The sequence below is a fragment of the Pseudomaricurvus alkylphenolicus genome, from assembly GCF_011683955.1.
Lineage (GTDB): Bacteria > Pseudomonadota > Gammaproteobacteria > Pseudomonadales > Cellvibrionaceae > Pseudomaricurvus > Pseudomaricurvus alkylphenolicus.
Genome location: NZ_JAAQPI010000002.1, coordinates 120,352 through 140,586, shown reverse-complemented (window position 1 = coordinate 140,586; position 20,235 = coordinate 120,352). Strand labels below are relative to the sequence as shown.

Here is a 20,235-nt window from a genome sequence, read left to right as displayed (position 1 = left end):
CCGCCAAAATGGCATTGGGGCCAGGCGATGAAATTTAGCGGACGGGAATCGAGGCCGTGTAGTTCACCGCGTCACTACCCGGGTCGACGATTTCCAGCGAAATATGGATCGGGCTGCCGCTGGGCATAACGCTCGCACCGGCCATCTCTCCACCGAGGTATTCGTTGGGCGAAAAGCGTCGATTGGCAACCAGTTCTCCCTTGATGTCACTGAATTTTAAAAGAAAATCCGGAAATGGTTGCTCAAAGCGAGCGCTGTTGAGCAGGATGCAATCGATCACCAGTGCATTTTGAACTTCGGGATGACTGCGGATGACGAGATTATAGGCTTTAACCAGGTCCGGGCGAGCAACGGAGGGAAGCTTGCAGTCCAGCAGGGAGCATGCGGCGGCGTACCAATCGCGGTAAGGCTGTTGGCGACTGAGGTCGTCAAACTTTAACCACGCCAGCTGTGCTACCAATAATAAGCCCGCAACCAGACTGAGCCCGCCCCAAAGTGCCCTGGCCGGCCAGGGGTTGGGTTGCTGATGCCATTCCATTTCCACAGGAGCCGCTTCGATGGAGTTCAACAGCTCCTTGGCGCTCGGTTCTGTTGTTTCAGTTTCGGGGATTTCTTCTGCCAAATCCTCCGGGTGCGTATCCAGCTCTTCATCAAAATCGTTGGAATCCAGTGCATCCAGATCTTCGAAATCTTCAAGATTATCGAGATCCTCCAGCGGACCAATCTCTTGCGGATGGTCGGATGTTTCCGGGCTTTGCGCAGGTTGATCCGGTGGATTGTCGAGCTCGTCCAGATCCTCAAGTCGGAAGGTCGGCTCCTGACGCTCAAAGGGTTCCGCATCCAGCGATTCAACAATATCCGTATCAGACAGGGTTGAAAAAGTGCCTGTGGTGGCGCGGTTAAACTCGTATTCTTCCTCCTGAGGGGGCTCGTCTTCTTCGAGAACCTCAAGATCGTCGAGCGTAAAGGGCTTCTCGGATTCCTCTAGATCCTCTGGAACGTCTGAATCCTCAGTGATCTCGGCCTCAAACAGATCTTTGGGTTCAAACGTTTCCCCGGATTCAGCGCTGTCCTTAGATTCAACTCTGCCCTCAGATTTAACTTTGTCTTCGGCTTCAAGCGCTTGCCGAATTCTTAAATCATCGGCGGCTTCCAGCTCCTCTTCGTTGCTGAAGTCATCAAGGTTGTTATCGTCGTCACTGAATACATCCCGCTCAAGCTCCCGGATCTCTTCCTCCAGGCTCTTGAGCACCGGCTGGGTCGTATCTTGCTCGGCTTCATCCAGTAAATCCATGGCCCAGGATTCGTCGGCGTCGTCCGGTTCTTCGGGTTCACGCAGTTTCAATTCCCGATCGAACAGGGAGCCGCGCTGCTCTCCCAGAGACGTTCCTTCCTGCAGAAATTCATCGCTCAGATCGCCGAGGCCACGAAACCCCTGGGTGTCTTCGATCTGGTCCATATCGTCGGAGATCATCAGGTCGTCATCATCGTCCTGTTGATCTGCAGCATTGGCCGGGGAATGCTCGGTAAGATGGGAAGAGGGTTCTTCCACCAGGTGGTCAAGCGCCCTGAAGATCTGCAGGCACGAGCCGCACCTGACTGCTCCCTTGGCGGTCTGCAGCTGGGCGTCGGTAATGCGAAATGAAGTGCTGCAATGTGGGCAGCAGGTCACCCGGTCGGCCATGCGCTTCTATCCTTGGCGGTTATGTCGCTGCGAGTTTAGTTCGTCCACGCTTTGCGGACAATAATAGCCCTAAGAGGCAAGAGTCAAATCGTGATCACCGTCACTTGATTTCAGAGCTGTTATTAACCCGCTCAGGGCTGTATTTAACCCGCTCAGGGCTGTCTCTTGGTGGCCGTCAGGCACACCCATTCTTCCTGTTGTCGGATAGGATCAAAATCAAACCAGGCCTGGTAAGCATCCATAACAGCCTGCGCCTGGGTATTAAGGATGCCGGACAGGCACAGGCGCCCACCGGGGCGAGTCAGTCGATTCAGTTCCGGTGCCAGCTCTGCCAAGGGGCCGGCGAGGATATTGGCCAGCGTGACGTCGACGGTTTGTGCCGGGCAATCCTTGGGCAGGTAAACCGGGAAGCGGTCCCTTGCCAGGCCATTGCGCTCGGCGTTATCGGCGGTGGCCGTTAATGCCTGGGGGTCGATGTCGGTGCCCACCACAGTCTGAGCACCAAACAGTAGCGCGGCGATACCGAGGATGCCGGAGCCGCAGCCATAGTCCACCAGAGACAGTCCCTTGAGGTTGTCACCTTGCTCCGCCAGCCATTGCAGGCACATAAAGGTGGTGGGGTGGGTTCCGGTACCGAAGGCGAGACCGGGGTCGAGCATCAGATTGGTCGCCTCCGGGTCCGGGGCCGGCAGCCAGCTGGGGCAAATCCAGAGTTCGCCACCACAGTGAATGGGCTGGTAGTTTTTCATCCACTCCCGTTCCCAGTCTTTATCCTCCAGCAGTTCCCAGCGATGCTGAGGCATAGGCTTGCGGTAGGAGGCGGCAATCTGTGCGGTCTTGGATTCCGTCTCGATGTCAGCATCGAACAGACCGGTCAGCAACGTCTTGTCCCAGAGCGGGGTTTCGCCCAGGGCAGGCTCTAAAATGGGTTGGTCGGCATTGTCCTGCAGCGTCACAGAAACCGCGCCGGATTCCAGCAGCGCGTCTTCCAGGCCGGCAGCCTGGTCTCGATCAGTATGAATACGAAGCTGTAACCAGGGCATCGGTCAACCTTTGGGTGTCTGCAAAATGGGGGTACGGCCTAGCTGGCGGTATTGGCGCTGGCTTCTGGCGGTAGCAGTCGTTCAATGCGCTCGCAGATGCCGTCGGCGTTCAAACCAGCCTGGCTGAGTAGTTCGGAATGATTGCCATGTTCGATATAGTGGTCGGGCAGACCCAGTGGTAATACCGGGACTCGAATACCCTGGTGCGCGAGCCATTCCAATACGGCACTGCCGGCGCCACCGGCAATGGTATTTTCCTCAACGGTCACTAACAGGTCGTGGCACTCTGCCATGGATTCAATCAATTCTGTATCCAGAGGTTTCACAAAACGCATGTCACAGAGGCTGGCATTGAGCCGAGCGGCCGCTTCCCTGGCGGCGGGCAGCAATGTGCCGAAGCTCAAAATGGCGACCCGGCGACCGTTGTTGATGCTGTGGCCCTTCTGCAGTTGAACCCCCTTGCCCAGGGGAACCGGTTGCAACGGTTGCTGGATTTCCGCGCCCGGGCCTTTGCCGCGTGGATAGCGAACGGCTGCAGGGCCGCAGTGCAGGTAGGCCGTGCTCAGCAGTCGGCAGCACTCGTTTTCGTCACTGGGTGCGGCGATCACCATATCGGGTACACAGCGCAGATAACTCAGGTCAAAAGAGCCGGCATGGGTGGGGCCGTCTTCACCGACCAGCCCGGCGCGGTCGATAGCAAAGGTGACATCCAGGTTCTGGATGGCAACATCGTGAATCAGTTGATCGTAGGCGCGCTGCAAAAAGGTGGAATAAATGGCAACGACCGGCTTTTTACCTTCACAGGCGAGACCGGCGGCTAAAGTCACCGCGTGTTGCTCAGCAATGGCAACATCGTGAAAGCGGGATTCAAAGCGGCGCGCAAATTCCACCATGCCCGAACCTTCACACATGGCCGGGGTAATACCGATCAAACGGCTGTCAGTGGCGGCCATGGCACACAGCCAATCGCCAAATACGGCCTGATACTTCTGTTTCTTGCTGGGGGTTTGATCCTGCTCCACCACCATCGGAGCTTTTGGCTTAGGTTCGATCTTATTGAGAGCGTGATAGCCCACAGGATCTTCTTCAGCCGGAGCAAAGCCCTTACCCTTCTGGGTAATGATGTGTAACAGCTTGGGGCCGGGCAGGCTGCGCAGGTTGCGCAGGTCATGAGTGAGGCGCTCCAGATCGTGCCCGTCAATGGGGCCGATATAGTAGAAACCCAACTCCTCAAACAGGGTGCCCGGTGACACCATGCCTTTCATGTGTTCTTCAGTCTTGCGCGCCAGCTCCCAGGCCTGGGGCATGTTGGCAAGCACTTTTTTGCCGCCTTCGCGCAGGTTGGTGTAGAACTTACTTGCCCAGATTTTGGAGAAGTAGTCAGACAGCCCGCCCACATTGCGGGAGATGGACATATTGTTGTCGTTCAGCACAACCAGCATATCGGTGCCGGTATGGGCGCCGTGGTTGAGTGCCTCGAAGGCCATGCCAGCGGTCATGGCGCCATCGCCAATCACGGCAACGGTTTTGCTGTCCCGCTCGTCCATTTCAGCCGCCAGCGCCATACCCAGGGCCGCGCTGATGGAGGTGCTGGAATGACCGACGCCAAAGGTGTCGAACTCGCTTTCACTGCGCTTGGGGAAGCCCGACAACCCACCGGCCTGGCGCATGGTCAGCATTTGCTCGCGGCGACCGGTCAGGATCTTATGGGGGTAGGTCTGGTGGCCCACATCCCATACCAGCTTGTCATCCGGTGTGTTGTAGCAATAGTGGAGGGCGATGGTGAGCTCCACCACCCCCAGCCCCGCGCCAAAGTGACCGCCGGTCTGCCCAACGCTGTAGAGCATAAATTCCCGCAGCTCTTTTGCCAGCTGCGGCAGCTGTTCTTCTTCCAGCTGGCGCAAGTCGGCAGGCGTCACCACCTGATCGAGCAGGGGGGTGACGGGGCGGCTTAGAGGTATTTCTTCAAACATGTACGCGGGCTACGGCCAAAAGGGCAATTTTAGGGGGATGCAGAGGCCTTGCATAGGGCTAATGGCCTCGTTCGATAATATAAGCGGACAATTGCCTTAAGGTATCGGCGTTGGAATCAAAGGATTCCAGTGCTGTCAGGGCCTGCTGGTGCAGCTCGCGGGCTTTGGTGGTGGCGCCTTCCAGCCCCAGCAGGGAAACATAAGTGGGCTTGTTTAAGGCGGCATCGGCGCCCTGGGGTTTGCCCAGCGTTTCGGTGTCTACGGTCACATCCAGAATATCGTCCTGCACCTGGAAGGCCAGGCCAATAGCGGCGGCATAGTCACTGAGGGCCGCCAGCTGCTGCTCGCTGACGCTTTCGGTCGCAGCGGCGCCCATCAAGACGCTGGCGCGAATCAGGGCGCCGGTCTTGAGGCGGTGCATGTGCTGCAATTGCGCCAGATCCAACTGTGTATCCACAGCGCCCAGGTCGATCGCCTGTCCGGCAACCATGCCGCGGTGGCCGGAGGCTTCCGCCAGTAACTGCAGCAGCCGTACCTGGGTATGGGCCTGGAGACCCGGCAAAGTCGCCAGAGTTTCAAAGGCCAGCGCCTGCAGTCCATCTCCCGCCAGGATGGCCGAGGCCTCGTCATAGGCGATATGGCAGGTGGGTTTGCCCCGACGCAGGTCGTCGTCGTCCATGGCGGGCAGGTCATCATGAATAAGGCTGTAGGCGTGAATGCACTCTACCGAGCAAGCCACCCGTTCAATGATTGTTTCATCAACCTGGCTGCCAAGCGCATCCGCGGCGGCAAACACCAGGGTTGGACGCACGCGTTTGCCTCCGTCAAGCAGGCTGTAGCGCATGGCATCAACCAGCCGTCGTTCGGCTTTTTGCGTGGGGGGGAGTAAGTCGTCAAGCGCTCGATTGACGCGCTCCTGAGAGCGTACCAGATAGTGTTTGATGCCCTGGCTCATGGCGGTCTCAGTCCGGGTTCAGGGCTGTTCGGCGTCGCCGTCGTCAAAGTCGACGGCTTGCAATTGGCCTTGTTCTTCCAGCAGCAGTTGTACTTTTTGCTCGGCGTCGGCCAATCGGGTCTGACATTCCCGGGTCAGTTTGATGCCTTGTTCGAAGGCTTTGAGGGCATCCTCCAGACTCAATTCGCCCTTTTCCATCTCGGTTACCAGCGCCTCGAGCTGTTGGAGGGATTGCTCAAAATCGATGGCTTTCTTGCGCGCGGCCACGGCGGAGGATCTCTTGCTGCTTGTCTGGAAGGCGCCACCCTACCTAAGGGGGGCTACAAGGTCAATTACCCATTATTGAGCCCTCGGCGGGAATTGGCGAAGATGGGTGCTGATGGTTTTTGCCAAATGGCCGATAACCTGACAGTCCCTTGATGCGCCTTGCCACGATTAAGGGTGTTTTCAGGCTCGCCTTGCCATTAGACTAGGCCAAAAAGCGTATAGGTATAACTAAGGAGTTAGGGAGTGGATTTAGCAACGGTCGTTGGACTGCTCGGGGCCATGGGTCTCATTGTCGTTACCATGCTGATGAGTGGCGACCTGACGATGTTCATCAACGCACCTTCGCTGGTGATTGTATTCGGGGGCAGCCTGTTTGCGGTCATGGCCAAGTTTGGCCTGGGGCAGTTTCTCGGCGCCGGCAAGGTGGCGGGGAAGAGCTTCATGAACAAAATTGCCGATCCCACTGAGCTGATCGATGAGATTGTGGAACTGGCTGATACTGCCCGTAAAGGCGGCCTGCTGTCATTGGAAGGCAAGGAGGTCGGCCACGAATTTCTGCAAAAGGGCATTCAGCTGTTGGTCGACGGCCACGATCCCGAAGTGGTTAAAACGCTGTTGTCCAAAGATCGAACCCTGGCGGAAGAGCGCCACTCTACCGCTTCCACCATCTTTTCATCCCTGGCCAGTATGGCGCCGGCGATGGGAATGATCGGGACACTGATTGGTCTGGTAGCGATGCTCGCCAACATGGACGATCCCAAATCCATTGGGCCCGCGATGGCGGTGGCATTGTTGACGACACTCTACGGGGCGGTGCTGGCAAACGCCTTCTGTGAGCCTGTTGCGGACAAGCTGAAGCTGAGGGCGGCGGAAGAGGCCATGGTCAAGAATCTGATCATTGACGCGTTGCTGGCCATTCAGGGTGGGCAGAACCCCAGAGTGATCGACACTATGTTGCGCACCTACCTGCCAGAAAGTAAACGCATCGCTGCTGAAGCAGAGTAATCGCCATGAGTGATGAAGAACAGAAGTGTGATTGTCCCCCGGAGGGGTTAGCTCCGTGGATGGGCACATTTGCGGACCTGATGTCGCTTTTGATGTGCTTTTTCGTATTGCTGTTGTCGTTCTCGGAAATGGACGCCATGAAGTTCAAGCGCCTGGCGGGTTCTATGGCGCAGGCTTTCGGTGTTCAAAACAAGCTTAATGTTACGGACGTTCCGAAAGGGACCAGTATCATCGCTCAGGAATTCAGCCCGGCGATTCCGGAGCCCACGCCTATTAACGAAATCTGGCAAAAGACCGAAAATATCACCGAAAGCTCCCTGGATTTTGAATGTGCGCAAGAGTTTGATGTAGAGCAGGGGCAGATCGATCAGGAGGCCGGCGCCAAGCAGCGCATCAAACAAAAGCTGGAAGAAATGATCGCCCAGGCGGAGCAGAGAACCGAGCAGGACGCCTATGATCTTGCCGAAGCGCTTGAGCAGCAAATCAATTCCGGCGAGATCGAGATCGAAACCGAAGGCCTGAAAATCATTATCCGGATTCGGGAGAAGGGCTCGTTTAAGACGGCCTCTGCGGAGTTAAATGACGACTATTTCGATGTGCTGGATGAAATCCGGGAAGTACTGCGCAACAAAGCGGGTCGCATTAACGTGGAGGGACACACCGACAATATACCCATTCGCACGCCGAGATTCCGCTCCAACTGGGACTTGTCTTCAGCGCGGGCGGTGTCAGTGGCCCATGAATTGATGAAGGATGACGTTAATCCCCGTCGTTTTTCAGTGTCGGGCTTTTCAGATACCCGCCCATTGGTAGCCAATGATTCCCGGGAAAATCGTGCCCGCAACCGAAGGGTGGAGATCGTCATCGCGCAGGGGCTGGATGAGACTCTGGACGAAAGCGATAAGCAGCTGTTGCAGGAAGAAGGTCAGGATATTCTCAGGGACCTGGATCTCGATCCTGAATACCTGTTCGATCTCAATCCCGATGAAATCTTCTGACAGCGGAGCCGTTGGATGACCAATACTGCTGATCGCCGCCGCTTTTTCCGTATCCACGATAACGTCGGTGTCACCTTTTCAGTGCTTGAGGCAGATGAAATACCTGCGGCGCAAGAGCCCGAGGCCAAACCGGTGGACGCGCTTATGCAGCTGGCGGATTTCAATAAGAAAATCGACCTGTTGCTGGGACAGTTTAAGGTGCGGGATCCGTTGGCCGCTGAATTATTGGAAGTGTTGGATCAAAAGATCAATTGTGTGGTGTCACAACTGGAACTCGATTCGCAGCTTACCCGAGATCTGGCCCACCGGGTGCAGGAAGTGAACATCAGCGCCTGTGGTATGGGGCTGTATACCGACGAACAGCTGCCGGCAGAGACCTTGCTCAAGCTGGAGTTGCTGTTGTTACCGGGGCGTTTCTTTATCTATGGTTATGGTGTCGTGGTGTCTTCAGAGCCCCAAACGGGTAATGATGAGGCGTCTCAACCCTATTACACGCGGATAGACTTCCGCGGCCTCAGCAGCGCTGATCAGGAAACGCTGATCCAGCATATCGTCAAACGCCAAAGCGCGCAGATCAAAGCCAGCAAGGATCTGGCCTCGCTATCCTGATCGCCCCTGCCCACAGCGCCCTTGGCCAAAGAAAGGTGGCGCCAGATCCTCTCTAGCCATACCGGGCGCAGCTTTCGCGCCACTTTGTGAGATATATCTCACAAGCGATGTGGCAAATGTCCTCTGTAGAAATCTGTGCCAAGGAGTATTATTACTCCTGCAGGACGCAGCGAATGGAACCCGTGCAGGAAGCACGCGAAGGAAACTGTTGAAGGACTCAGCAGAGAGAACGGAAGCGGCTTGGATGCAGACAGGAATCCCCGGCAAGAGGCCAGATGGGGAGCAGGGACCGCTAAAGGACAGGAAGGAAAGGATTCTGGCATAGGAAGTGCCACAGGAACATTCGCATAAGGCTGTGCACGGGACCCCCAAGGACACAAGGGATAGAAAGGACGCCACCAGGGAACAAACGAAAAGAAGAAGCAAGGATTAGGGACATCGCCATACGCCTACGGACTTAGGGTAGGAAAATCCTGTGAAATATACGGCCGTGATAGCGGGAAGCTGTCGCGGTTTTTTCGTTTTAGAGGACAAGGTTTTCTTAGCGACCAAGACTGTCAAAAGGCCTGTGTTATTGAACATCCCCTGTTATTGATTTGCCGCTTGACTTCAGGCCAATTATGACCGGATACTGAACTAAGCGTTTAATTTGTGGTTAGTTCAAAGACCCGATAAAACCAATGGTCGAATAGCAGGAGGTGGCGCCTTCTCTAGTATCCAGTACCAAATTTCTCCGCTCGACCCCGTGAGCGGTCCCGAAAGTTACCGACTGGTGGCTTTGCAGACCGGCTTGCTCTCAAAATCACACCTCTCTCACTTCACTCACAACTCGTTCATAAAAAAGGCCCGCTCTGTACTACCTTTGTCTGTTGCTGGAGGAATACTGCTATGGAAGCTCGTGTCCTGCGTTTGAACCTGGCCGGTCAGCCCCTGGAGTGGATTGATTGGCAATCCGTTGTCTGCCTCTACGCTCGGGAGCTGGTGCGATGGAGTCTGGGAGGAGTGGTTCGAAATATTTACGGCGGTTATTCCCGTCTCAACGGTTGTCGCAGTCACATCAAAGTACCCGCCATTGTCGCTTGTGGAGGTGGTCGGCTGGCGCCGGTACGCAATATTCCCGCGCTTTCCAATACCGCGCTCTTTTGCCGTGACAATTACCAGTGCCTCTACTGTGGTCGTTACTTTTCGCGCCCGGACTTGTCCAGAGATCACGTCATACCTCGCAGTCGCGGCGGCCAAGACCGTTGGGAGAACGTTGTGGCAGCTTGCAAGCGCTGCAATCAGCACAAGGGTAACTGGCTGCTGGAGGAAATTGACATGGAGTTGATTGCTCTGCCTTACCGGCCTAACGCCGCTGAATACCTTGCCATGATTAACGGCAGTCGTATTCGTCCGGATCAGGCTGAGTATCTGAGGCCCTTGTTCGCCAATTTGAATCATATGTGACAGGTTAAATTGCGGTATCATTTATACACAGGGCAAGAGCGATAACAAAACGATAAGAATAAACACAGGGAGGCCCCATGGCGCATGGTCGATTCGATGAGCTTCTTCAGTATCGCGGTCGCGCGGCGAAACGCTCCGACAGTCGGATCCGACGCAAGGCCATCCTGGAAGCGGCGTTAAGGGTCATCGAACGAGAGGGCGTACGTGGCGTCAAACACCGGGCGGTCGCTCAAGAGGCTGAGGTTCCTCTCGCTGCCACGACTTACTATTTTGTCGATATCCAGGCCTTGCTTCACGATGCCTTCGTGCACTATGTCGAAACCCGATTGAGTGCCGACTCCTCTCGCTTACAGGCACAAAGTATGGCGCTGCTTGAGCCAATGACGGATTCGGACTTGCAGCAACCACTGGTCCGCCGCCAGATCGCTGATCGTATCTCGTCAGTGTTACTGCAGCACGTGCGTTCCCAGGTGGAGCGTGCCAACGAGCGTCGGGTGGAGGTGGCTTTCCGGCAGGAAGCCATGCGCAATCCGGATTTAGCGCGAGTGATTGCAGTGCCCCACCAGGCTCAATTGCAAGCCATCGAGGAGTTTTTACAGCGCGTGGGCTCTTCCGATTGCACGGGCGACGCCCAGGTGGTTATGGGCACCTTGCTTTACATGGAATACCAGTTGATTCTCGAAGCTGTTGACTGGCAGGTGGCCGCTCAGACGTTAAAGCGCTTGGCCGAAGGGCTGTTGCGACTGCCCGAGGAGTCCTCCAATTGAAGAGCGCGTTTCTGCTTCCTCTGTTGTTTGTGTTTTGGGCAGTGCCGGCCGTCAGCTGTGAGCCACGTACAGAGATGGAAAAGGTCTATTGCCGCCTGAAGAGTGACGGTGTTCGATTGCCGGCACTGGAGGATTTCCGCAAAAATCCGGCGAAAATTCAGCGCCTGCTGCTTAAACGACCAGCGGCAGCTGCGGGTATTCGGCTTCCGGGTGCCGGTTCAGGGCGCGAGTCCGCCGTGGTTGCAAAGGGAGCATCATCCGACAAAAATACCTTGCTCAGGGCTTCTTCTCCCGCTTCTGTCACGCCTGCTTCCGAGATCAGGTCGGCAACCTCAGCAACACCAAGGCCGTCTGTCAGCAGCAGCTCGTCAGTGGCGCAAGACTGCCGGTTAAATGGTGCCCGTATTGACTGTGGCGGTGATCAATTCCGGCTGGTACTCAACCGAAAAAATCGGGAATTAACCCCTGGCAGTTTGTCGCCGGATAATCGCATGGCATTGCCGGCGTATCAGCAGGGCGGACCGTCCGAGGCTCAGCACCTGGCTGAAAGCTACGAGCAATATATCGAAAAAATGCTGCAGATCGGACTGGGCGGTGTGACCATGAGCTATACCAAGTTTGTGTATACCCGACAAGAAATGTTGCGCCAGGGTCAGGATATTCAAGCCCGTTTCGAGACCATGTACAGCTATCTGAAGCGAGACAAGCAGCAAATGGCCATCAAACCCAGCTATGATGACAGCTTACCTCCGGGGATGGACAGCTGCAGCCGCTTGAATTCTCGTCTTTGGGTGTGCGATGTCGGAAATAGGAATTGGGTCTACGAAAAGCAATGACGATGGATGCGGTATCTCTCTAGAATCAAGAAAAAGCTGCAATGGGCCTGATCAGGGCTTCCCATAGTCCATTCTTGCCGAAACAGCGGATTAGACTTTAGTTTGGTGCTCCCCGCCGGGCTTTTTTGATATGCTGCTCTCCAACTAAATGATGGCCTTTTGGCTCTGGCCGTTCAGGCTGTATTCAAATAGCATTAACCATACTCAAAACAACAGCCCGGATTATTCGACCTGTCTAGGAGAAGCACCATGAAACTGACCACACTGATTTCCATCGCGGCCCTGTCCGCAATGCCCCTGGTTGCCAGCGCCGCTGGCGATGCCGCCGCCGGCAAGGCTAAGGCCGCGGTCTGCACCTCTTGCCACGGCGCCAATGGCAAGGCCATGATTCCCACCTACCCGAATCTCGCCGGCCAGAACGCCCAGTATCTGGTACTGGCCATGAAAGCCTACAAGAATGGCGAGCGCAAAGGTGGCCAGGCCGCGATTATGGCGGGCATGGCGGCGCCGTTGAGCGATGCGGATATTGCCAATCTGGCGGCTTATTACGCTGCTATGTAAGGCTGATCAAGTCCGTGCCTGAGCCATCAGTACTGATAGCTCAGGCGCACGCCCCACTCGCGTCCTCGCGCATAATTGACTTCAGAATACCCCAGTCCTGCCAGTTCAGTTCCACCGCTCACCCAGTAGTCTTTGTCGGTCAAATTGGTGACAAAGGCCTCTGCTTCCCAGTCGTTACTGGTGCTGCTCCAGCTCAGCGATGCATTGGCCAGTGTGAGTCCATCCTGAGCTATGGATTCTACGTTGTGAGGGTCATGGTAGACCTTGCTTTTGTAGCTGACGTCTGTGTTCAGTGTCACTTTTCCGATACCACTGAGCGACCAGCTGCGCGACAGCGACAGGTGTGCATTCCACCGGGGTACACGTACTAGGTCCATATCTTCAGTAATCGTCACCCCCTGATCCAGGGAGTGGTAACGGGCGTCCAGATACCCCAAACCGGCCTGCAGGTTCAGGCCGTAGAGATCCTGGAGTGTCAGCTCCATATCAGCGCCTTTGATGCGCGCCTCCGCCGCGTTGTTGATACGGGGAATCCCACCGGCGTCCAGTTGCGTAAATTGAAGATCTTCATAGGCGGTATGGAAGAGGGCGCCGGTCAGAATTCCGCGCTGTTGCCAGAAGCTGGCTTTAAAACCCACTTCAAAGGTCTCCGCAAACTCCGGGTCGTAGGCCTCTACCGGCCCCGGCATAATTTGTCGACCATCAAAACCACCGCTCTTGAAGCCGCGGCTTGCGCTTAAGTAGGTCATAAACTCAGGTGACCAGCGATAATCCACGCTGGCCATGGGAGAAATATTGGTCCACTGGTCATCGACCTCCGTCGGCCCCACCACTTGAGTGCCGGAAACGGCCCGGCGATTATCCACCAGGAATTCCTTCTCTTCGTGAGTCATGCGTATACCGCCGGTCACGCTCAAAGCATCACTCAGTTGATAAGACGCCTGTGAAAACAGCGCGGTACTGGTGGTGGTCAGGTCATTATTAACATCAAACACCCACTCCAATCCTGGAGCCCCGGTGGCTTCATAGAGGCCTGACCACAGAATTGCATCCGTGTGGTTTTTGCCGTGTTCGCGCAGGTGATAGATTCCTGCCACCCAGTTAAGTTTATCGTTCAAGCTAATGCCCTGAAGGCGCACTTCCTGACTGAACTGGTGATGAGTATCCCGGTTAACACTGTGTGCATAATCCAGAGGGCTGCCGTCGGGGTCGCGGCTATAAACCGCGCTGTAGCGCCGGTAACCGGTAATTGAAATCAGCTCCCCCCAGCCCATGTCATACTCCCCCGACAGTGATACGCCAGTGACATTCAAGTCGTCTCTGCTTGGGCCGGATTGATAGTTTTTACTAACGTCTTGCGATACCCAGCGAGAATCAAACGGGCCGTCTGCCGGCGCAACCAACCCGTTAAACAGATCCATCAAGGGAGTCGAGTCAACCACCTCCACCAAATGTTGGGCGATCGCTTCCTGGCGTTGCTTGGTGTGGTCCAGAGACAGCCGCCATTGGGAATTGTCAGTGGGCTGGTAGGTGATCAACAGCTTGGCCGCCTGTCGATCTATGTCGCCAAGCTCTTTGTTGTCCAGAATCCGGGTTGAATGGCCGTCGCGATGTTCGCTTGCCAGTGTCAGGCGGGCTTGGATATTTGAGGCAAGGCTCCCCTCCAGAGAGGCGCTAAAATCCCGACGATTATCTTCCCCGGCGATCACAGAAATCTTTCCCTGCAGTTCATCGGACGGGGTCTTCGATAACACCTGGATGGCGCCGCCGATACTGTTCTTGCCAAACAGGGTTCCCTGCGGGCCTCTCAAGATCTCCACTCTTTCGATATCCGTCAATTCCAGCACAGAGCCAATTGATCGGGCGATATACACGCCATCCAAGTAGATACCAACACCCGGGTCAGTGGTGAGGATAAAGTCGTTTTGCCCAACGCCTCGAATAAAAACGCTGGCCGCATTGCTCGATCCGGAAAACGGTGACGTCCAGTTGATGTCCACGTTGGGGGTGAAGTCGGCAAGCGACGAAAGGTCCTGAAGTAGAGGCGATGACAGGCGCTGCTGTCCGAATGTGGTCATCGAAATGGGCACTTGCAGCAGGTTCTCTTCCCGCTTTCTCGCGGTAACGACTATTTCCTCGACGTGTGAGTCGGATGAGGTCTCGGCGATGGTCTGCACACTATGGGTGGCAGCAACCAATGGCAGCAGAGCAAATGCACATGATGCGAGAGGTAGGTTCGACGGGAGGAATTTCATGGTTTTGGGCCCCAAGGTCTATTTGTTGTAGCTATCTTCCCTGTAATGATTTTGTTCCTCCCTGTTGCTGCACCGATTAAACCCTGTCGCCTGAATATACACAAGTGAAGATTGGATCGTTATGAAGGAGACAACACGCTGGCCCGATTAAGTGCCAATCTCGGATTATTGGGAAAAATCAAAAGCTATCGGCAGATTTCAGAAGAAATTAACAAATTTTTCATAATTTTTTTGTGTCGCAAATAAGTAAACACTTACAACTGACTGCAGCCCTATCGCAAAGGGATTGAAAGAGTTTAACCCGTTCTGTGGAAGGATCAGCCAAGGGACGTTTTGTTTCGCTATCGACAAAATTGGGCAAAACGGGGGTGGCGCGCAGATCTTCATTTGTATATATTTCGCGCGCTTCAAATGCGGCGGAGGGACCCCCGGCAAATTAATCCGTTCCCTCACAACCTACAGGTAGACGCTGATATGTTGCAGGCCGTCCCCAAACATATGGCTGCCCCGCAGTCTGATATCGCCAGTGAAGTACTCTATTCCACATGCGCTGACATCATTGTCGACTATTTGAAACAACTCGACGTCGATACGGTATTTGGTGTACCCGGCGGAGCCATTGAGCCGTTCTTTAATGCCCTGGCTCGCAGTGAACGCAACGGCGGCCCCAGGCTGGTGGTCGCCCGGCACGAGGCTGGAGCCGCCTTTATGGCCGATGGTTACTACCGCGAAACCGGAAAAATTGGCGTGGTCTGCAGTACAACGGGTCCAGGAGCCACCAACCTGCTCACCGGTGTCAGTTCGGCGCTCGCCGATGAAGTTCCCATGCTGGTGATTACCGCACAAACTCCCCTGCCGAAGTTTGGCAAACGCGCGCTGCAGGAGTCCAGTTGCACGGCGATTGATACCGTGGGCATGTTTCGCCATTGCACTCAGTTCAACACGCTGGTTTCCCATCACGAACAGCTGGAAAGCAAACTGGTATCGGCATTTATGGCGGCGCACCGAGTGCCCAATGGACCTGTTCACATCAGTATCCCGTCCGATATTTTGCGTGCACCGGCGAAGGCGCGCACAAGAATACATGCCGACTTGCTGGTGCATGATTTTTCCATGTCCGACGAGAGCGCCATTCAAAAGCTGAACGAGAAACTTGCCAGAGTTGACACTATTGCCATGTTCATCGGTAACGGCGCTGGCGGCGCCAGTCGACAGATCATGGAATTCGCGGAGTTGACCAACGCTGCATTCGTTACCGGTCCCATGGGCAAAAGCTGGGTAGACGAAACTCACCCACAATATCGCGGAGTCTACGGGTTTGCCGGTCACGACAGTGCCCGCCAACTGTTTCAGTCAGACGATGTGGATCTGATCATTGCTGTGGGTGCCGCTCTCAGTGAACTGGGCACGGGTGGTTGGAAGAATGAGCTGCTGAATACCAAGTTGGTTCATATTGATTCGTCTGTTGAACACTTTACCCGCTCGCCCATGGCAAACCTGCATGTGTTCGGCAATATCGACACCATCTTTGAACGTCTGATTGAAAACGTGAAAACCGCTCGATCCTGGGGACGTAAATGGATGACCATTCCCGGGCGCAATCACGAGAAAAATTTGCTGGGGACCTATGCCACGCTCAACGACCCGAAAAAATGCGTGTCTGATGCCGTACCGGTAAAGCCCCAGCGATTGATGACTTATCTGTCTCAAAACCTGCCAGCAGATACCCGTGTTTTTGTCGATGCGGGTAATGGTTGGGCCTGGGCCACACATTATCTGGCCTTGTCCAATAACACGGGCAATTATCGTCTGGCCATGGGATACGGCTCCATGGCCTGGGCCATAGGAGCTGCTATTGGCTCCGGGTTAGGTAATCGTGAAGCGCCGACCCTCTGTATTGTGGGCGACGGTTCTTACCTGATGAGTGCCCAGGAAATCACGGTGGCGGCGCAGCAGTTGCTACCGGTTGTTTTTCTGGTGTTGAACGATGCCGCTATGGGTATGGTGATGCATGGCCAGAAGCTGGGTGATCAGGAGTCCATTGGCTGGGAATTGAATCAGGTGAATTATGCCGCCATGGCCGAGAGCATGGGAATCGATGGTGTGGTGATTGAGCACCCCCGGCAACTGCACACTCTCGATTTCGAGGAACTGTTTCGCAAGCAGGGGCCGACACTGATTGATGTCAGGATCGATCGCGATGAGGTTCCGCCGATGGCGGACCGGGTTAAAGGGCTCGCAGAGAATGGTTCTGCCACCCCGGGCGGTTGATACAACACCAAGTTTCAGGAGTAAGTGACGATGACGTCTCCTTCAGCAGAAGTACGTAGCCGCGGCGATGAATTTACGCCACGCCTGGCAACCAAAATCACACAGGAAGTTCCGAACCCGGAAAACCCCTACCAGGCACAGAGCGTTCGCATTCATGGTTATGACCACACAGCGCTGATGCAAGGCTGCGAAGTGTCGGATGTAATTTACCTGCTGTTTCGCGGTGAGCTGCCCAACCCGCAAGAGCGGGAGTTGTTCAGGGAACTCTCTATCGCAATGATAAACCCGGGGCCACGGCACCCGGCATCCCAGGCCAGCATTACTGCCGGTGTGGGCAAGACCATAAGTGTCAATGTGCTTCCGATCGCCTTGACGGTTTACGGCGGCGAGTTTGACGGGGTGGCCAATGTCGAGGATGCGATGAGGTTATATCGCAGGAATGCCTGCAAGCCGGCCGCGATCTTTGCCAGCACAATCCCGCAGCCACAGAAGGGTGATCTCGCCGGCTTCGGTACCTTGTACGGTGACCCGGATCTCTACGCCGAGCAGTTGCTTCAGCAGTTGCTCGAACGCCATGGCGGACAGGTACTCACCTGGGTATGGGATCTGCACAGTCGCCTTAAACCTTTAGGTATCGGCATTCAAAAGAGCGGTATCTGCGCGGCCGTGCTTTGTGATCTGGGTTTTCAACCCCGGCAGGGGAGCGGATTGATGCAGCTTTTTGCTGCACCGGGTTTGTTAGCCCAGGGATTGGAGTTTGCCAATAAACCACTGACCAGTATGTTGTTCGAGCCCGACGAAAATTACCACATAGAAAAGATTGAGGAAGATGCCGATGAATCATGCTGAGTGGGATGACTATCATGGCGTCATCCGGAGCCGCAAAGGGGGTTGGCTGATCGGGCGGGGAGTTAACAGCCACGGCCTTGACCTGATGAACGAGGTTGTGGGGCACTGTTCCTATATGCAGGTTGTCATGCTTAACGCAACCGGCAGATTGCCATCACCGCAGTTGGGGCAGTGGATGGATGCCATCCATATTTGTCTCAGCTGGCCGGACCCCCGTATCTGGTGCAACCGTATCGGGGCGCTTGCGGGTGCTGCGAGAACGTCCCCGGTGGCAGCCACCTGTGCGGGTGTTATGGCAGCGGATTCTCGCTCTTATGGTATTCGCCCCTTACAGGAAGGTGTGGAATTCATACAGAGGGCGTTTGCAGAAATCGACACCCGTGGTATAGACGTGACTGAATTTGTTGAGCAGGAGGTGCGCAAGCACGGCGGCAAACCCTATCTAATGGGATATGCGCGACCCATTGCTAAAGGTGACGAACGCATTGGGGCGATGCAACGGGTGGCTCACCAGCTGGGGTTTGAGGACGGTCCCCACCTGCGACTGGCCTACGCAATCGAGAGCTGCCTAAGCAATAGGTTTGATGAAACGATGAATATTAATGGCTATATGTCCGGTTTCTTGTCGGACCAGGGGTACAGCCCTGAAGAAGTCCATCGAATCTTTTCCGCGCTGGTATTCAGTGGTGTCACGGCTTGTTACGTTGACACAGTTGATCGTCCGGAAGGCGCATTTGCGCCATTAAAAGTTGAGGATATTGAATACTCCGGAGCCGACAGCAGGGCGCTGCCGCCTCGGGAGTAGGCAGCATTCTGTTTAGCGAGTGAGCTCCGCATGCTCGCCTAATATCTGTCGCAGTTCACCGCTGGTCTTAAGCTCACTCAATATTTGATTAAACTGATCCAGAAACTGTCGATTTGGCGGAGTGTCGTGACAAACGACTGAAGCACCCTCGTCATGGAAAAGCGCGAGGGTCTCATCATAATGCGGGGGCCGAATTCCAAGCTTTTCTGCGGCGAGGCTGACATCTGGGGTAAACCCCAGAATGGCGTCAATACGGCCCTTATCCAGCATCCTTAAACGAATAAGCTCGTCCGGAGTGGTTTCGATTTTTGCGTCGATATCCCCCAAAAAGATATCTTCGCTGAGGCCACCCCAGAGAGCGATTCTCTTGCCATTTAATTCGGAGAGATCGCTAATCTTTGGGCTGTCTCTGCGGGTGAATACTCGAAGGCTGATATGGTCAACCGGGTCCGAGGCAATCAATGCCAGGTCCCGATAGACGGGTTTGGCGGTCTTAATGGCATTGAGGGAGGCTGGAAAGATGCAGTGCTGATGTGATTGCACGTCGCGGAGAATTCGAGTGAACGGCATAACGGCCAGCTCAAACGTTAAACCTCTCTCGCGCAGGCTCGAAAACAACAGGTTATATTGGGTATTGCCTTCTTTAACCAGCCGGAACTCCAACTCGTAACCAAATATTTTCACCGGTTGTGGAGGCGACACGTTGGCGTACAGCAATGCGGGGAGTAACAGAGGCAACATGAGTGCCAGAGTTGTGCTGCGATACTTCACTGAATTCCTGATTTGATCCTTCAAACATTTATCCATAGTCAGAGTGACACGCTGGCATGGCTGCCAAGTAGCTGGTGCAATTTACCGCTTTTCTTCATTTTGGTAATAAGTCGGTCGAATTCTCTTGTCAGCTTTCGGTTTGCTTCTGTGTCGTGACAAACCAGAGTCGCCCCCTCTCTATCGAGCAAACTGAGCTCTGGACTGTATACCGGCCGGGGTAATTTTAAACTGGTCGCTGCGATGTTCACATCCGGAGCAAACCCGATAATGGCATCCAGTCGGCCCGCATAGAGCATTTGCAGCTGGCTGCTTTCATTGCGGCTTTCATCGGGAGAGAGGTTGTAGTCCCGCGTAAAAGGCTCGGAATCATGACTTTTCCAGGTCGCGACCCTTTTGCCCCGCAATTGATCCATCGTGTTGATGACAGGCCGGTTGGGGGCAGTGAATACTCGCAGGCTGACCCAGTCCACCGGTTGGGAGCTGACCAGACTGATGTCGTTGTAGCTGGCGTCGTAGGTCTGCAGGGCATTGACACTGACGGGAAACAAGCAGCTTTCCCTGTCAGACCTGGTACGGTTGTGCCACCTCTTTAGCGGCAAAATGGACAGATCAAACTGCAACCCCTGCGTACGTAATTCGTCAAGCAGACGATTGTAACCACCTTCGCCCATTTCGTTGAGTCGATAGGGGAGATTGATTCCGTAGATTCGAGAGATGTTCTCTGACAGCGCCTCTGAGCTGATGCAAAGCAGGGCCAACAACCACAGGCTCAATTTTGAAGTCAGCGCTCTGCAGCTAACGATTGTTGCGTTTTTGGCCATGTATGACGTATCCATGGAGGCCCTTAACCATCTGTTTTCGTCCTGAAGTCTACTTCAAGTTCAACCTGTCGCAAAACGATCCTTAAACTCTGGTTCTCAAAGTACGATCCCCTGGGTTGACGCAGACCGATGCTTTTGCGATAACAGCACATTCGACAAAAATAATAGTAAATGGGCACCGCCTCCACCAATGAGAACAAGAATTCTTCGGGGGTAGGGCTCAAGTTTAGATAAAACGTACACTTTCGGAGAGAAGATGTTCACTTCCTGCCGGACTGCTGTGTGCCTATGTCCACGGAAAGCTCCCGGCCGGGACCGT

General features: G+C 54.9%; 18 protein-coding genes. 10 read left to right on the top strand and 8 right to left on the bottom strand.

Features of this window, described 5'->3' with window-relative positions; all coding sequences use genetic code 11:
• Positions 1-34: 34 nt before the first annotated feature.
• From HBA55_RS06025 to HBA55_RS06005, 5 genes are all read right to left on the bottom strand, one after another.
• Entirely contained in the window at positions 35-1,684 is a 1,650-nt protein-coding gene (locus HBA55_RS06025) for a DUF3426 domain-containing protein (protein ID WP_166989485.1), read from the bottom strand.
• A gap of 152 nt (positions 1,685-1,836) precedes the next feature.
• Entirely contained in the window at positions 1,837-2,727 is an 891-nt protein-coding gene (prmA, locus tag HBA55_RS06020) for a 50S ribosomal protein L11 methyltransferase (protein ID WP_166988443.1), read from the bottom strand.
• A gap of 38 nt (positions 2,728-2,765) precedes the next feature.
• A complete protein-coding gene (dxs, locus tag HBA55_RS06015; RefSeq protein ID WP_166988441.1) occupies positions 2,766-4,700 on the bottom strand; it encodes a 1-deoxy-D-xylulose-5-phosphate synthase in 1,935 nt (644 codons plus the stop codon).
• 58 nt (positions 4,701-4,758) lie between these two features.
• Positions 4,759-5,655 (bottom strand): polyprenyl synthetase family protein, encoded by an 897-nt coding sequence (locus tag HBA55_RS06010; RefSeq protein ID WP_166988439.1) that lies wholly within the window; start codon positions 5,653-5,655, stop codon positions 4,759-4,761.
• Between the two features lie 18 nt (positions 5,656-5,673).
• Positions 5,674-5,922 carry an exodeoxyribonuclease VII small subunit gene (locus HBA55_RS06005; protein WP_166988437.1) on the bottom strand — a complete coding sequence of 83 codons (249 nt, stop codon included), beginning with the start codon at positions 5,920-5,922 and terminating at the stop codon, positions 5,674-5,676.
• Positions 5,923-6,165: 243 nt separating this feature from the next.
• On the opposite strand from HBA55_RS06005, the gene pomA reads away from it, so the two are divergent.
• The 7 genes from pomA (at position 6,166) to HBA55_RS05970 (ending at position 12,144) form a co-directional block, all read left to right on the top strand.
• Complete coding sequence (gene pomA, locus HBA55_RS06000; protein WP_166988435.1) at positions 6,166-6,927, top strand: flagellar motor protein PomA; 762 nt, start codon at positions 6,166-6,168, stop codon at positions 6,925-6,927.
• Between the two features lie 5 nt (positions 6,928-6,932).
• Entirely contained in the window at positions 6,933-7,925 is a 993-nt protein-coding gene (locus HBA55_RS05995; protein ID WP_166988433.1) for a flagellar motor protein MotB, read from the top strand.
• A gap of 15 nt (positions 7,926-7,940) precedes the next feature.
• Positions 7,941-8,534, top strand: coding sequence for a hypothetical protein (locus tag HBA55_RS05990; protein WP_166988431.1), 594 nt, complete (start codon positions 7,941-7,943; stop codon positions 8,532-8,534).
• Between the two features lie 888 nt (positions 8,535-9,422).
• Positions 9,423-9,980, top strand: a complete 558-nt coding sequence (locus tag HBA55_RS05985; protein ID WP_166988429.1) for an HNH endonuclease — start codon at positions 9,423-9,425, stop codon at positions 9,978-9,980.
• A 77-nt stretch (positions 9,981-10,057) separates the two neighbouring features.
• Positions 10,058-10,747: a TetR/AcrR family transcriptional regulator gene (locus HBA55_RS05980; RefSeq protein WP_166988427.1), complete on the top strand. Its 690-nt coding sequence runs from the start codon at positions 10,058-10,060 to the stop codon at positions 10,745-10,747.
• Entirely contained in the window at positions 10,744-11,583 is an 840-nt protein-coding gene (locus HBA55_RS05975) for a hypothetical protein (RefSeq protein ID WP_166988425.1), read from the top strand. Before HBA55_RS05980 ends, HBA55_RS05975 begins: the two co-directional genes overlap by 4 nt.
• A gap of 249 nt (positions 11,584-11,832) precedes the next feature.
• Entirely contained in the window at positions 11,833-12,144 is a 312-nt protein-coding gene (locus HBA55_RS05970) for a c-type cytochrome (RefSeq protein WP_166988423.1), read from the top strand.
• 26 nt (positions 12,145-12,170) lie between these two features.
• Here the strand turns inward: HBA55_RS05970 and HBA55_RS05965 are convergent, their stop codons facing one another.
• Positions 12,171-14,399 (bottom strand): TonB-dependent receptor, encoded by a 2,229-nt coding sequence (locus HBA55_RS05965; protein WP_166988421.1) that lies wholly within the window; start codon positions 14,397-14,399, stop codon positions 12,171-12,173.
• A gap of 474 nt (positions 14,400-14,873) precedes the next feature.
• Between HBA55_RS05965 and HBA55_RS05960 the strand changes: the two genes are divergently transcribed.
• Genes HBA55_RS05960 through HBA55_RS05950 form a run of 3 tightly spaced genes read left to right on the top strand, consistent with a single transcriptional unit; the run spans position 14,874 to position 18,324 of the window.
• Entirely contained in the window at positions 14,874-16,670 is a 1,797-nt protein-coding gene (locus HBA55_RS05960; protein WP_206019572.1) for a thiamine pyrophosphate-binding protein, read from the top strand.
• A 30-nt stretch (positions 16,671-16,700) separates the two neighbouring features.
• A complete protein-coding gene (locus HBA55_RS05955) occupies positions 16,701-17,519 on the top strand; it encodes a citrate synthase family protein (protein ID WP_166988419.1) in 819 nt (272 codons plus the stop codon).
• Positions 17,506-18,324, top strand: a complete 819-nt coding sequence (locus HBA55_RS05950) for a citrate synthase family protein (RefSeq protein ID WP_166988417.1) — start codon at positions 17,506-17,508, stop codon at positions 18,322-18,324. The genes HBA55_RS05955 and HBA55_RS05950 overlap by 14 nt, the downstream gene beginning before the upstream one ends.
• 12 nt (positions 18,325-18,336) lie before the next feature.
• Here HBA55_RS05950 and HBA55_RS05945 read toward each other — a convergent pair whose 3' ends face one another.
• Positions 18,337-19,095, bottom strand: coding sequence for a transporter substrate-binding domain-containing protein (locus HBA55_RS05945; protein WP_166988415.1), 759 nt, complete (start codon positions 19,093-19,095; stop codon positions 18,337-18,339).
• 38 nt (positions 19,096-19,133) lie between these two features.
• Positions 19,134-19,916, bottom strand: coding sequence for a type 2 periplasmic-binding domain-containing protein (locus tag HBA55_RS05940; protein ID WP_166988413.1), 783 nt, complete (start codon positions 19,914-19,916; stop codon positions 19,134-19,136).
• Positions 19,917-20,235 lie beyond the last annotated feature (319 nt).